This is a genomic window from Nocardia sp. NPDC060220 (assembly GCF_042727815.1).
GTDB lineage: Bacteria > Actinomycetota > Actinomycetes > Mycobacteriales > Mycobacteriaceae > Nocardia.
In genome coordinates, this window is the sequence record NZ_JBHWZY010000100.1 from 1 (window position 1) to 12589 (window position 12589).

The following is a 12589-nucleotide window of genomic DNA, read 5'->3' on the forward strand; positions in this document are numbered from 1 at the left end:
GGCCCTTCTTGAGGCTGCGTGGCATTTCTTACCTCCTCCTTAGCGCTTCTTGCCGGTCTTACGACGGCGAACGATGAGCTTGTCGCTCGGGCGGTTGGGCTTGCGGGTGCGGCCCTCAGGCTGACCCCACGGGGAGACCGGGTGGCGACCACCGGAGGTCTTACCCTCACCACCACCGTGCGGGTGGTCGACCGGGTTCATCACGACACCACGGACGGTAGGACGACGGCCCTTCCAGCGCATACGGCCGGCCTTGCCCCAGTTGATGTTCGACTGCTCGGCGTTGCCGACCTCGCCGACGGTGGCGCGGCAGCGCACGTCGACACGGCGGATTTCACCCGAAGGCATACGAAGGGTCGCGTACGGCCCTTCCTTGCCCAGCAGCTGAATGCTCATTCCAGCGGAACGAGCCATCTTGGCGCCGCCGCCCGGACGCAGCTCCACGTTGTGAATCGTGGTACCGGTCGGGATGTTGCGCAGCGGCAGGTTGTTACCCGGCTTGATGTCGGCCGTGGGGCCGGACTCGATCGGGCTGCCCTGCTTGATGCCCTTCGGCGCGATGATGTAGCGCTTCTCGCCGTCGGCAAAGTGCAGCAGTGCGATGTTGGCGGTGCGGTTGGGGTCGTACTCGATGTGAGCGACCTTGGCCGGGATGCCGTCCTTGTCCAGTCGACGGAAGTCGATCAGACGGTAGGCACGCTTGTGACCGCCACCGCGGTGACGCGTGGTGATGCGACCGTGCGCGTTACGACCACCGGACTTGGTGAGCGGGCGCAGCAGCGACTTCTCCGGCGTCGACCGGGTGATCTCGGCGAAGTCCGAGACGCTGGAGCCACGACGGCCCGGCGTTGTCGGCTTGTATTTACGGATTGCCATGAGTTCTTCTCGCTTTCTGGAGTCCCAGGCGCTTACGCGACCGGTCCTCCGAAGATCTCGATGGGCTTGCTATCGGCCGAGAGGGTCACGAGTGCGCGCTTGGTGTCCTTGCGCTTTCCGTAACCGAATTTGGTCCGCTTGCGCTTGCCCTGACGGTTGGCGGTATTGACGCTGGTGACCGTGACGCCGAAAACCTTCTCGACGGCGATCTTGATCTGCGTCTTGTTCGAGTCCGGGTGCACCAGGAAGGTGTAGGTGCCTTCCTCGATCAGCCCGTAGGACTTCTCCGAGATGACCGGTGCGAGCAGGATGTCGCGGGGGTCGGCGATGGTGCTCACTTGCTCTCCTCCTGGGCCGCCTCGGCGGGACCGTGAACGAAAGCGTTCAGGGCCTCGACGCTGAACACCACGTCGTCGCTGTTGAGCACGTCGTAGGTGTTGAGCTGATCCGGGGCGATCGGCAGCACGTTCTGCAGGTTCGCCACGCTCTTCCACGCGGCGACGTCCTCGCGGCCGACGACGACCAGGAACTTCTTGCGGCCCGAGAGCTCGGCCAGGAAGTCCTTGGCGGTCTTGGTCGACGGGTTCTGACCCGCGACCAGTTCGGTGATCACGTGGATGCGCTCGTTGCGGGCCCGGTCGGAGAGGGCACCGCGCAGGGCGGCGGCCTTCATCTTCTTGGGGGTCCGCTGGCTGTAGTCACGCGGCTGCGGGCCGTGGACGGTGCCACCGCCGGCGAACTGCGGCGCACGGGTCGAGCCCTGACGGGCGCGGCCGGTGCCCTTCTGGCGGTACGGCTTCTTGCCACCACCGGAGACCTCGCCACGAGTCTTCGTGGAGTGGGTGCCCTGGCGAGCGGCGGCCAGCTGAGCGATGACGACCTGGTGCATCAGCGCGACGTTGGCGGTCACGTCGAAGATCTCCGAGGGGAGTTCGACGGTGCCTTCGGTCTTGCCGCCTGCGGCCTTAACGGTCAGCGTCAGGTTGGCCTTCTTGTCGAGGCTGGTCATGCGTGCGCACCACCCTTCACGGCGCTCTTGACGATCACGATGTTGCCCTTACGGCCGGGGATAGCACCCTTGACCAGGAGCAAACCGTTCTCGGCATCGACCTTGTGAACCGAGAGGTTCTGCGTGGTGACGCGGTCGTTACCCATACGACCCGACATGCGCATGCCCTTGAACACGCGGCCGGGAGTGGCACAGCCACCGATGGAACCCGGGCGACGGTGCACAGCCTGCGCACCGTGCGAGGCGCCCTGGCCCTTGAAGCCGTGACGCTTCATGGTGCCGGCGAAGCCCTTGCCCTTGCTGATTCCGGTCACGTCGACGTAGGTGCCCTCTTCGAAGACATCAGCCGAGAGTTCCTGGCCGATCTCGAAGGTGGAGGCATCCGCGACGCGGATCTCGGTGACGTGGCGGCGCGGGGTGACACCGGCCTTGGCGAACTGGCCGGAAGTCGGCTTGTTCACCTTGCGCGGGTCGATGGCGCCGAAAGCGATCTGCACGGCCGAATAGCCGTCGCGCTCCACGGTACGAATCTGGGTGACCACGTTCGGGCCCGCCTTGATGACGGTGACCGGGACGACGCGGTTCTTCTCGTCGAAGACCTGGGTCATGCCGAGCTTGGTGCCCAGGATGCCGGCTGCGGGCCGGTTCTTGTTGTCAGTCATGTCTCGAGTCCCCGTCACTGAATGTTGACGTCGACGCTGGCCGGGAGGTCGATGCGCATGAGCGCGTCAACCGTCTTCGGCGTCGGGTCGAGGATGTCGATGAGGCGTTTGTGCGTGCGCATCTCGAAGTGTTCGCGCGAGTCCTTGTACTTGTGCGGCGAACGGATGACGCAGTAGATGTTCTTCTCGGTCGGCAACGGCACAGGCCCGACCACACGGGCGCCGGTGCGGGTCACCGTTTCCACGATCTTGCGCGCTGACGCGTCGATCGCCTCGTGGTCATAGGCCTTGAGCCTGATGCGGATCTTTTGTCCCGCCACGCTAAGTGTCCTTTTCTCCGCTTTCCTTCGTGGTCACAGGAGCTGACTCCCGCACCACCCTCAATTTGCACAGCCCGAACACAAGAAAGACGCCTCAGCGTGGTTTCCCACTGAAAGACCCGCAACCAGGGCGCACCAAAAGGCACTACCTAGTCCTCGCCGCTGTTCATCTGTCATGGTTCTCCGGCCCACGCGGTCGGGCGTGTCGCCCTAACACTTATTCTCCGACCCCGGTCATCTGCTCACCATCGGTCGGAAGTGCGTGGTACCGAACGTATCCACACCGGTGAACCGGCGAGATACAAACTACTGCTCCCCCTGCCCGGACCATCCGCTCCGAGGAGTCGGTCGATCCTGCGCAAGGCAACCCGAACAGTATGCACCATGCCGACGACGTCCTTCAAATCGGGGGTCATGAGGTATCGATCACGCCCACAGGGGGCTTCCACCTCGACCGCACCGCCGGCTGGGCTGTACCGATGAATGGTAGCTGGCTTGTCGCCCCGCCTGACCACCGGAGGGTTACCACAGAACTTACTTTTGAGTAAGATAGTGCTCATGACACAGGAAACCGCGACCTACCGCGGCTGGAAGAAGCTGCCCGACAATCGCATCGGGCACGCGCTGTTCTCGCTCGGCATGGTCGCCCGGGTCCCCTACTTCGGCACCGTGCTCCCCCAGGTGATCCGCCTCGAGCCCGGCGTCTGCGAGGTGACCTCCCCGAAGTGGTTCGGCATCCACAACCACCTCGGCACCTTCCACGCGATCGCGGCCTGCAATCTCGCCGAGGTGGCGATGGGCATGCTCAGCGAGGCCACCGTCCCCACCACCCACCGCTGGATCCCCAAGTCGATGAACGTCCAGTACCTGGCCAAGGCGGAATCCGGACTGCGCGCCGTGGCGAAGCTCGACGAGATCCCCGACTTCGCCGCGATCACCAAGGGCCAGGAACTGACGGTCCCCGTCTCGATCTACGACAAGGACGGCATCGAGGTCGTGCACGCCGACATCACCACCTGGGTGTCGCCGCGCTGATCGCGGCCACGTGAACCGCGGCACCGGTACGGTTGTGGGCCAGGCAACAAAGGACGGGGAGTTCGATGTTGGAAGTCGCCCATGTGACGCGGCGGTTCGGGGAGAACGTGGCGGTCGACGACGTGTCGTTCGCCGTCCTGCCCGGTGCGCTGACCGGGTTCGTCGGGGGTAACGGGGCGGGCAAGACCACCACCATGCGAATGATCATGGGCGTCTTGGCCGTTCAGTCCGGCGAGATGCGGTGGGACGGACGGCCGGTGACCGAGCTGGACCGGCGCTCGTTCGGCTATATGCCCGAGGAGCGGGGGCTCTATCCCAAGCAGCCGGTGCTCGACCAGCTCGTGTACCTGGCGCGCCTGCGTGGACTGCCCGCCGACAAGGCCAAGGCGCGTACCGAAAGCCTGCTGGAGCGGTTCGATCTGGGCACGCGCGGCAAGGACAAGCTCGAATCGTTGTCGCTGGGCAATCAGCAGCGCGTCCAGATCGCGGCGGCGGTGATCGCGCAGCCGTCGGCGCTGATCCTGGACGAACCGTTCTCCGGGCTCGACCCCATGGCCGTGGATTCGATGGTGGAGTTGCTGCGCGAGTACGCCGATCAGGGCGTGCCGGTGCTGTTCTCCTCGCATCAGCTGGATCTGGTGGAGCGGCTGTGCGATCAGCTGGTCGTGCTCGCCGCGGGCCGGGTGGTCGGGCAGGGCTCGGTCGAGGAGCTGCGGTCCACCGGTGGCTCGCGGTATCGGCTGGTGCTCGAAGACGATGCGGGGTGGTTGCGGGGGTATCCGGGGGTTCGGGTGGTCGAGAGTACCGGGCGGGGCGTGTTGTTCGAGGTCGACGGCGGCGGCACCGACGGGGTGCTGAAGGAGGCGCTGTCGCGGGGTTCGGTGCGCGAGTTCGCCGAGGTGCGGCCGACGGTCGCCGAGATCTACCGGGAGGTGACGGCATGAGAGTTCAGCGCCTGGCGGCGGTAGCTCAGGTGGCCATGGAGGGCGCCCGATCATGCCGAGCAGACGCGTGAACGGCGTGTGGCGGATCGTCGCCGCGCGGGAGATCGCGGTGAAACTGCGTGACCGCAACTTCGTCATCTCCACGGTGGTGACGCTCGTGGTGATCATCGCGTCGCTGATTCTCACCGGGTTCCTCAGCAGCAGACCCGACAAGATCGATGTGGCGATCGCCGGTTCGGACACCTCTGTCGTACTCGAAACGGCGAACACCCTGGCCTCCGGCGCGGGTACCGACACCAGCTTCACCGCGCGACCCGTCGCCGACCGGGCCTCGGTCGAGCAGCTGGTGCGCGAGGACGCGGTCGACGTAGGCCTGGTCCCCGCCGAACCCAGCGGGTGGCAGCTGATCGGCAAGACCGCCGAGGACGACGCCGCGACCACCTACATCACCGCCGCCGCCCAGCAGCTCGCGTTGCAGCGCAATGCCGCCGCCGCGGGCGTTTCGCTCGACGAATTGGGGCGCGGTGCCACCGTGACCTACGGCTTGCTCGAGCAGGGCGCGATCGACCCCGGGCTCGCCAAGAGCATCTCGTTCGTCTTCGCGTTCCTCTTCTACATGGCGTCGGTGTTGTTCGGCATGTCCATCGCGCAGAGCGTGGTCGAGGAGAAGCAGAACCGGATCGTGGAGATCCTGGCGAGTGCGATTCCGTTGCGGCAGTTGCTGATCGGCAAGGTCGTGGGCAACGCGGCGCTGGCCTTCGCGCAGTTGGCCGTGTTCGTCGGTGCCGGGCTGATCGGGTTGGCCGTCACCGGCAAGGGTGCTCAGCTGGGCCAGATCGCCGGGGCCGCGGGCTGGTTCATCGTCTTCTTCCTCGTCGGCTTCCTCGCCTTGGCGAGCCTGTGGGCTGTCGCGGGCGCGCTCGCCACTCGCAGCGAAGACCTCCAGTCCACCTCGACTCCGCTCGGGTTGCTCATCATGATCGTGCTGTTCGCGGGCATCTTCCTCACCGGCACCGCCCGTGTCATCGGCTCCTATGTCCCGATCATGTCCATCGTCGCCATGCCCGCCCGCCTGGCCGACGGCACCGCCGCCTGGTGGGAACCCTTCATCGCCCTCGCCCTGATGGCGATCGCCACCTACGGAATCGTCGTCATCGCCGAGAAGATCTACCGCCGCTCGCTGATGCAGACCCAAGCTCGCCTGACCATGCGCCAGGCCCTGGCCTTGGAGGACTAGGAATCGCGGCGTCGAGGCGGTGTGACGACCGGGTCACTGATGCTTGCGTGGCGATGGGTGGGGCCGATTGAATGCGGACGTGAGTGTTGTGCGGGAATTCGATATCTGTGTGGTCGGGCTGGGGCCGGCCGGGCGGGGGCTGGCGCATCGGGCCGCGGTGGCCGGGTTGCGGGTGGCCGCGGTGGATCCGCGGCCGGAGCGGCTGTTTCCGCCGACGTTCTCCTGCTGGATCGACGAACTGCCGCAGTGGCTGCCCGCGAGTGCGATCGCGCAGCGCATCGCGGCGCCGACAGTGTGGACCACAGGCAAGCATCGGATCGAGCGGCCGTATTGCGTGCTCTCCAAGGCTGGGCTGCACGCCGCGTTGGCCCTGGACGACGCGACCGTCTTCGCGGATCGGGCGCGGCGGGTGGACGCGCACGAGGTGGAACTCGCGGACGGCACGGTGATCTCGGCGGGGGCGGTGTTCGATACGCGGGGGCTGCCGACGTTGGGCCGGCGCAGGGCCGCCTCGGCGCACGGGATCTTCGTGGACGCGCAGACCGCGGCACCGATGGTCGCCGAAGGTGAAGGGCTGCTGCTGGACTGGCGGCCGGAGAACGGGGCGGGCCCGGACGAGCCGCCGTCGTTCCTCTACGCGGTACCGCTCGGGGACGGGACGGTGATCTTCGAGGAGACGAGCCTCGGGCTACGTGGCGGGATGCCGCAGCACGAGTTACGCAAGCGCACGCTGAACAGACTCGCGGCACACGGTATCCAGCTCACCGGCGACGAACCGCACGAAGCCGCCCACTATCCCCTGGATCAGCGGCCCCCGAAGAAGGGCACGGCGATCGCGGTGCCGTTCGGCTCGCGCGGCGGGATGATGCACCCGTGCACCGGCTACAGCGTGGCCGACTCCCTGGCGCTGGCCGACACCGCCGTCGCCGCGGTGCAGCGAGGTGAGGACCCGATCGGAGCCCTCTGGCCGTGGCAGGCCAGGGCCGTCTACTGGATGCGCATGCGTGGTCTGTGGGGTCTCGGCCGGCTCACCACCGATCAGTCGATCGCCATGTTCGACGCCTTCTTCACCGAATCCGAACGAGGTCAGCGGGCCCTGCTCTCGGCCCACGACGACTACACCGCCCTCGGCGCCGTGCTGTTCAACACCGTGGCCCACACCTGGCCGTTCCGCTGGCGCTACGACCTCGTCGGCTGGACCAACCGCGACCGCTGGCTCGACTACCCCTTCGCTCCCGCCGGCGCGGACTACCCCAGCCGATAACGCACTGATCGCCGCCACGACGTTCGCGGCGGCGATCAGGAGCGAGGCGGTCCGGGCTCAGGACGACTCGGCGGCCTTCTTGTAGCCGACGATCGCCGGGTAGGCGAAGACCGCGACCATGCCGACCGTCCAGGCGACGGTCTTCAGCAGCGGTTCAGCGACCGGCCCACCGTAGGACAGGCCCTTCATCGCATCGATGGCACAGCTCATCGGCTGATTGGCGACCACATCCTGCAACCAGGTCGGGTAGGCGAAGACGGGAACGAAGCCGGTGTTGAAGAACATCAGCAGCGTGTTGAGGATGCCGATGAGGCTGATCAGCATCACGCCCTCGGTGATCGTGGCCAGCGCGGTCACCATCACCGCGAACCCGATGCCGAACAGCACCGGAACCAGGACCAGCGCGATATTGGCGAACGGGTCCTCCATGAACAGGAACCCGAGCGGCACCGCGACGAGCAGCACGATCAGCGTGGTGAGCAGGATGCGCAGCATCTCGGCCAGCAGTCGGCCGGTCAGCAGCGAGGCCTTGTTGAGCGGCATCGTGTAGAACCGGCTGAGCAGCCCCGAAGCCTTCTCGCGCTTGAACCCGAGGGCACTCACCACCGCGCCGGTCATGGCCGCGACCAGGGTGAGCAGCGCGGCTTGGCCGTAGATGCTGGGGGCACCGGTGGCCGCGGTGATCGAGTCACCGAGCACGATCCGGAACATCAGCAGGGTCACCGCCGGGTAGGCGATGGTCTGGATGGTCGTCGACGGGTCGCGCAACCACACCATCAGCAGACGCTTGGTCTGGATCAGGCTGTGGGTGAACCACACCGACACCGAACCTTCCGGCTTGGTGTGCACCACCGGAAGGTCGGCCGCGGCCTCCTCGACCGAGGTCTTCTCGATTGTTGTCATGATCGCCTCACACTCGCCCACACAGCCAGTGGGAGGAAGAAAACTGCCAGTCCGCCGAGCCATACCAGCGACACCCACGTGCCCGCCCAGCTCAGATGACCCGCGGCCATATCGCTGAGGGTCTGGGCGAACTGCGAGATCGGCTGGTTGCGCGCGAACGGCCGCACCCACGACGGGAAGCTGGCCTCGGGCACGAACCCGGTCGACATCATGCCGAAGATCAGAATCGGCAGCGTGAGAGCCTGGCTGAGCGCCTCCGGGTTCTTGGTGAGGCTGCCGAGCGCGTCGGCGCCGAGCGTGAGCACCACGCCGACGGTCAGTGCGAATCCGCAGAACGCGAGCGCCTGCAACCAGCCGCCGGTGAACCGGAACCCGATCACATAGCCGTACCCGACAGTCGCGATCAGGGAGACGACCGACCGAACCAGACCCGCGCAGATGCGCGACATCAGCGGCACCAGCGAACCGATCGGCATGGTCTGCAGCCGAGTGCTCAACCCGGTGAGCGCTTCGAACGCCGCGAGCTGCGCGTTCGACATCATCGTCATGGCCATCGTCTGCAGCACGACGATCGGCATCACGTACTGCGCGTAATCGATGCCCTGGACCTTCATCACGTACCGCAACGGCAGATAGAAGGCCACGGTCACCACGAGCGGAGTGAGCACCGCGACGATCAGCTCGCCCTTGGTGGCCATGGTGTGCACGATGCGCCCGGTCAGCGCGCGCCACTGCGCGAAACTGCTCGGGCGCACAGCGGGAAGCTCGGCGAACAAGCTGTTCGCCGCGGGGGTGGACACGCTCACTAGTGGCCGCCCGAGTGGCCGGTGATCGACAGGAACACGTCGTCGAGCGAGGGCCTGCGCAGCGCGATGTCGGCCAGGTCGATGCCCGCGGCGTCGAGCCTGCGCAGTGCCTCGGCGAGGGTGGCGGCGCCGTCGGGGGCCGGGATGGACACCTTGTCGGCACCGTCGGTCTCGGCGGCGACGGCGGCCGGTACCAGGTCGCCGAGGGCCTTGACGGTCTGCGGGACGCGGCTCGGGTCGAGCGGCACGATCTCGCAGAAGCTGCCGCCGGTCTTGGCTTTGAGCTCGTCGGCGGTGCCCTCGGCGATGACGGTGCCCTTGTCGATGACGATGATGTTGTCGCTGAGCACGTCGGCCTCTTCGAGGTACTGCGTGGTCAGCAGCACCGTGATGCCCTGGTTCTTGAGCGCGGTCACCAGATCCCACACGCCCTGGCGGCTGCGCGGGTCGAGGCCGGTGGTCGGCTCGTCGAGGAACACCACCTCGGGCCGCACCACCAGCCCGCAGGCGATGTCGACGCGACGGCGCATGCCGCCGGAGTAGTTGCGCACGGCCCGCTTGCCCGCGCTCACCAAGTCGAATTCCTCGAGCAGCACTTCGGCGCGCTTGCGAGCGGCCGACTTGGTCAGGCCCATCAGGCGACCGAACAGCTCGAGGTTCTCCCGGCCGGTCAGATTCTCGTCGAGCGCGGCGTACTGGCCGGTCATCATGATCGAGCGGCGCACGCCCGCGGCATCGGTGAGCACGTCGTGCCCCGCGACGACGGCGGTGCCGGAGTCGGGACGGAGCAGGGTCGACAGCACCTTGACCATCGTGGTCTTGCCCGCGCCGTTGGGGCCGAGAATACCCAGCACACTGGCCTTGTCGGCCTGGAAACTGATGCCCTGCAAAGCGTGCACATCGCCGAACGACTTGCGCACGTCGGACACCAGCACCGCGGGTTCACTGTCGCTCGACGCGACGCCACCTGCGGGCGAATCCACTGAGATCGAACTCGGCATCAACTCTCCACCATCGGCCGGTGCGCACGGCCCTGGAAGAGACGAGCGCACGCGGAATAAATTCTTCCCGGTAAGTGATCCATACCGTTCGGCGCGATGTTACCGGTCCGGCGGTTTTCCCGGCCCGGTCTGCGTTGATGCGCCCGGTTTGCCGGGCGCTGCCTGCGACGCGCTGTGGTGTTGCTCACCTGGGCAGTGCAAGGGCAGTGCGCGAACCTTGTCGGCCGGGCCGCGCGCCCATACGCTGACAGCGGGGAAACACTCGTCTCACCGGCCCGCGCGCGGGCGTGTTCGATCTTGGGGAGGTGACCATGGTCGAGTCGGCTCCTACCGCCGCCGCGCCCGCCGGTCGATCCGATGTGCTCACGGCTTTCGATCCGCGCACCGGTGAACAGCTCGCGCAGTATCCCGTGCAGGGCACGGCCGAGGTCACCCGTGCTGTGCGCACCGCGCGCGCCACTCAGAACTGGTGGGGGGAACTCGCGTTCAGCGAGCGCAAGCACCTGCTCCTCGACTGGCGTCGCGAGATCGCCAGGAACGCAGGCGAGTTGGTGGAGCTGCTGCGCAGCGAGACCGGCAAGCCGGAGGCCGACGCCACTCTCGAAGTGATGCTGGCGGTGGAGAATCTGGACTGGGCCGCCCGCAACGCCGAGCGCACGCTGGGCCGAAAGCGCCTGTCCACCGGCTGGTTCACCCGCAATCAGCACGCCTCCGTCGGCTACCTCCCGCTGGGCGTGATCGGCGTACTCGGCGCGTGGAACAACCCGGTCTTCACGCCGATGGGTTCGATCGCCTATGCCATGGCCGCGGGCAACACGGTGGTGTTCAATCCGCACGAACTCAGTACCGGTGTCGGCACCTGGCTGGCCGACAGCTGGGCCGCGGTATCGCCCGAACAGCCCGTGCTGCAAGCGGTTACCGGAAATTCGCGGACCGCTACCGCCCTGTGCAAGGCCGAGGTGGACAAGATCGCCTACGCCGGGCCCGAAGCGCGCGGACGCGAGGTGATCGCGCTGTGCGCCCAGACGCTGACGCCGGTGGTGGTGGAGAACAACGGCAAGGGCAGCATGATCGTGCACGTCGACGCGGTGCTCGACGCGGCCGCGGAGGCGGCGGTGTTCGGGGCGATGGCCAATGCCGGGCAGAACTCCTCGGGCATCCAGCGCTGTTACGTCGCCGATTCGGTGTTCGACGACTTCCTGGCCAGGGTGGCCGAGCGAGCGGCGAAGCTGCGTCCCGGTGCCGACAACCGCGCCTCCTACGGGCCGATGATCAATGCCACCCAGGTCGACGTGGTGCGCAGACAGGTCCGTGACGCGCTCGCCCACGGCGGGCACGCGGTGCTCGGCGGGCTCGATTCGTTCCGCGACCCGTACGTGGAGCCGATCGTGCTGGCCGAGGTGCCGGAGGAGAGCATCGCGATCACCGGCGAAGGGATCGGCCCGGTGCTCGTGGTGAACCGGGTCGCCGACCTGGCCGATGCGGTCACCCGGGTGAACGCGGCGGGCAACGGCATCGCCGTCACCATCTTCACCCTCGACATCCCCAGTGCGGAGCTCATCGCCGAACAGCTGAAAGTGGGTGTGGTGACGGTGAATTCGTCGACCGCGTTCACCGGCATCCCGGCCCTGCCCTTCGGCGGTGTCGGCGAATACGGCCAGGGACACAGCCACGGTCAGCACGGGCTGTACGAATACAGCCGCACGATGTCGATCGCGCGCAGGCGCTACCGGGCCCCGATCCGGCTGTCGACCTTCGACCGCCGACCAGGGCACTTGCAGACGGCGAAAGCCCTGTTCCGTTTACGCCACGGCCGCGGCTGAGCGGCTAGTTCCCGTCCGCCGAGCCGCTGCCGAGCAGCACCGCGCCGGTCAGCGCGGCGAGGCGGGCGAGCTGTTCGGGGCGCGAGTCGAAGCGCAACAGCCGGCCGACATCGATGATCTGGCCGACCGCGGCGTGCACCCGGAAGCGGGCTTCGATCGGGTCGCCGTCGAGCAGGTTGGCCCATTCCAGGATGTTCTGCCGCTGGATGGCGCGCAGGCGGTGCTGTTCGGCCTGCGGGAGGTTGCTGAACTCCGCGTAGTAGACGGGCGCGATCTCGGGCGTCGCGAAGGTGAGGCGCGCGTGCTGGTCGGCGATGCGGCGGGCGGCGTCGGCCCGGTTCTCGCTCTCGGCCAGCGCCTCGCCGATCGCGACCGCGAGCCGGTCGGCGGTGCGATGAAAGGCGGCCGCGAGCAGGTCGGCCTTGCTGTCGAAGTGGCGGTACACGCTGGAGGCGTTGATGCCGACGGCGGCGCCGATCTCCTCGATGCCGGATTCGTGATACCCGTTGCGGCCGAAGATCCGGATCGCCTCGGTGAGCAGCTGTTCACGTTTCGAGGTGACCGGCAGGCCACGGGGCTGCTTGTCGGGCTCGGCCGCGGCGGGGGTCGGCGGCAGCTCGGCGCGCACGATCGCCCAGGCCATCTCGCGCTGCACCGCGAGCATGCGGCCGTGCGAGAGGGTGGTGCGGTGCGCGGCGATGCTGGCCAG

At 67.3% G+C, this 12589-nt stretch carries 14 protein-coding genes; 5 read left to right on the forward strand and 9 right to left on the reverse strand.

The genetic code is table 11. The features are described 5' to 3' along the window. Positions 1-39: 39 nt before the first annotated feature. Genes rplB through rpsJ form a run of 5 tightly spaced genes read right to left on the reverse strand, consistent with a single transcriptional unit; the run spans position 40 to position 2867 of the window. Entirely contained in the window at positions 40-876 is an 837-nt protein-coding gene (rplB, locus tag ACFWF3_RS07810; RefSeq protein WP_056818484.1) for a 50S ribosomal protein L2, read from the reverse strand. A 32-nt stretch (positions 877-908) separates the two neighbouring features. Next, complete coding sequence (gene rplW, locus ACFWF3_RS07815) at positions 909-1214, reverse strand: 50S ribosomal protein L23 (RefSeq protein WP_056818486.1); 306 nt, start codon at positions 1212-1214, stop codon at positions 909-911. After that, positions 1211-1885 (reverse strand): 50S ribosomal protein L4, encoded by a 675-nt coding sequence (gene rplD, locus ACFWF3_RS07820; protein WP_378993692.1) that lies wholly within the window; start codon positions 1883-1885, stop codon positions 1211-1213. The genes rplW and rplD overlap by 4 nt, the downstream gene beginning before the upstream one ends. Then, positions 1882-2547, reverse strand: coding sequence for a 50S ribosomal protein L3 (rplC, locus tag ACFWF3_RS07825; RefSeq protein WP_378915814.1), 666 nt, complete (start codon positions 2545-2547; stop codon positions 1882-1884). Before rplC ends, rplD begins: the two co-directional genes overlap by 4 nt. A gap of 14 nt (positions 2548-2561) precedes the next feature. After that, complete coding sequence (gene rpsJ / locus ACFWF3_RS07830; protein ID WP_040804197.1) at positions 2562-2867, reverse strand: 30S ribosomal protein S10; 306 nt, start codon at positions 2865-2867, stop codon at positions 2562-2564. 558 nt (positions 2868-3425) lie between these two features. On the opposite strand from rpsJ, the gene ACFWF3_RS07835 reads away from it, so the two are divergent. From ACFWF3_RS07835 to ACFWF3_RS07850, 4 genes are all read left to right on the forward strand, one after another. Further along, on the forward strand, positions 3426-3902 hold the full coding sequence (locus ACFWF3_RS07835) for a hotdog fold domain-containing protein (RefSeq protein WP_378993695.1): 477 nt from the start codon (positions 3426-3428) through the stop codon (positions 3900-3902). A gap of 65 nt (positions 3903-3967) precedes the next feature. After that, complete coding sequence (locus tag ACFWF3_RS07840) at positions 3968-4846, forward strand: ABC transporter ATP-binding protein (protein ID WP_378993697.1); 879 nt, start codon at positions 3968-3970, stop codon at positions 4844-4846. Between the two features lie 52 nt (positions 4847-4898). Then, positions 4899-6083 (forward strand): ABC transporter permease, encoded by a 1185-nt coding sequence (locus ACFWF3_RS07845; RefSeq protein WP_379312950.1) that lies wholly within the window; start codon positions 4899-4901, stop codon positions 6081-6083. Between the two features lie 79 nt (positions 6084-6162). Further along, a complete protein-coding gene (locus ACFWF3_RS07850; protein WP_379312951.1) occupies positions 6163-7347 on the forward strand; it encodes a lycopene cyclase family protein in 1185 nt (394 codons plus the stop codon). 57 nt (positions 7348-7404) lie between these two features. On the opposite strand, the gene ACFWF3_RS07855 is transcribed toward ACFWF3_RS07850, so the two are convergent. The 3 genes from ACFWF3_RS07855 to ACFWF3_RS07865 are packed head-to-tail and all read right to left on the reverse strand — an operon-like array spanning position 7405 to position 10057. Continuing rightward, positions 7405-8250: an ABC transporter permease gene (locus ACFWF3_RS07855; RefSeq protein WP_378993703.1), complete on the reverse strand. Its 846-nt coding sequence runs from the start codon at positions 8248-8250 to the stop codon at positions 7405-7407. Further along, positions 8247-9050, reverse strand: a complete 804-nt coding sequence (locus ACFWF3_RS07860) for an ABC transporter permease (RefSeq protein WP_378993705.1) — start codon at positions 9048-9050, stop codon at positions 8247-8249. The genes ACFWF3_RS07855 and ACFWF3_RS07860 overlap by 4 nt, the downstream gene beginning before the upstream one ends. 5 nt (positions 9051-9055) lie before the next feature. Next, positions 9056-10057 (reverse strand): ATP-binding cassette domain-containing protein, encoded by a 1002-nt coding sequence (locus tag ACFWF3_RS07865; RefSeq protein WP_378993707.1) that lies wholly within the window; start codon positions 10055-10057, stop codon positions 9056-9058. Positions 10058-10368: 311 nt separating this feature from the next. On the opposite strand from ACFWF3_RS07865, the gene ACFWF3_RS07870 reads away from it, so the two are divergent. Next, positions 10369-11880, forward strand: a complete 1512-nt coding sequence (locus ACFWF3_RS07870; RefSeq protein ID WP_379312952.1) for an aldehyde dehydrogenase family protein — start codon at positions 10369-10371, stop codon at positions 11878-11880. A 4-nt stretch (positions 11881-11884) separates the two neighbouring features. Here the strand turns inward: ACFWF3_RS07870 and ACFWF3_RS07875 are convergent. Further along, on the reverse strand, positions 11885-12589 hold a 705-nt coding region (locus ACFWF3_RS07875), incomplete at its 5' end, for a TetR/AcrR family transcriptional regulator (RefSeq protein WP_379312953.1).

Coding starts and splice junctions, on each gene's coding strand:
- ACFWF3_RS07840 (WP_378993697.1), top strand. CDS start 3,968: ATGTTGGAAGTCGCCCATGTGACGCGGCGGTTCGGGGAGAACGTGGCG.
- ACFWF3_RS07870 (WP_379312952.1), top strand. CDS start 10,369: ATGGTCGAGTCGGCTCCTACCGCCGCCGCGCCCGCCGGTCGATCCGAT.
- rplB (WP_056818484.1), bottom strand. CDS start 876: ATGGCAATCCGTAAATACAAGCCGACAACGCCGGGCCGTCGTGGCTCC.
- rplC (WP_378915814.1), bottom strand. CDS start 2,547: ATGACTGACAACAAGAACCGGCCCGCAGCCGGCATCCTGGGCACCAAG.
- ACFWF3_RS07855 (WP_378993703.1), bottom strand. CDS start 8,250: ATGACAACAATCGAGAAGACCTCGGTCGAGGAGGCCGCGGCCGACCTT.
- ACFWF3_RS07865 (WP_378993707.1), bottom strand. CDS start 10,057: ATGCCGAGTTCGATCTCAGTGGATTCGCCCGCAGGTGGCGTCGCGTCG.
- rplD (WP_378993692.1), bottom strand. CDS start 1,885: ATGACCAGCCTCGACAAGAAGGCCAACCTGACGCTGACCGTTAAGGCC.
- ACFWF3_RS07845 (WP_379312950.1), top strand. CDS start 4,899: ATGCCGAGCAGACGCGTGAACGGCGTGTGGCGGATCGTCGCCGCGCGG.
- ACFWF3_RS07835 (WP_378993695.1), top strand. CDS start 3,426: ATGACACAGGAAACCGCGACCTACCGCGGCTGGAAGAAGCTGCCCGAC.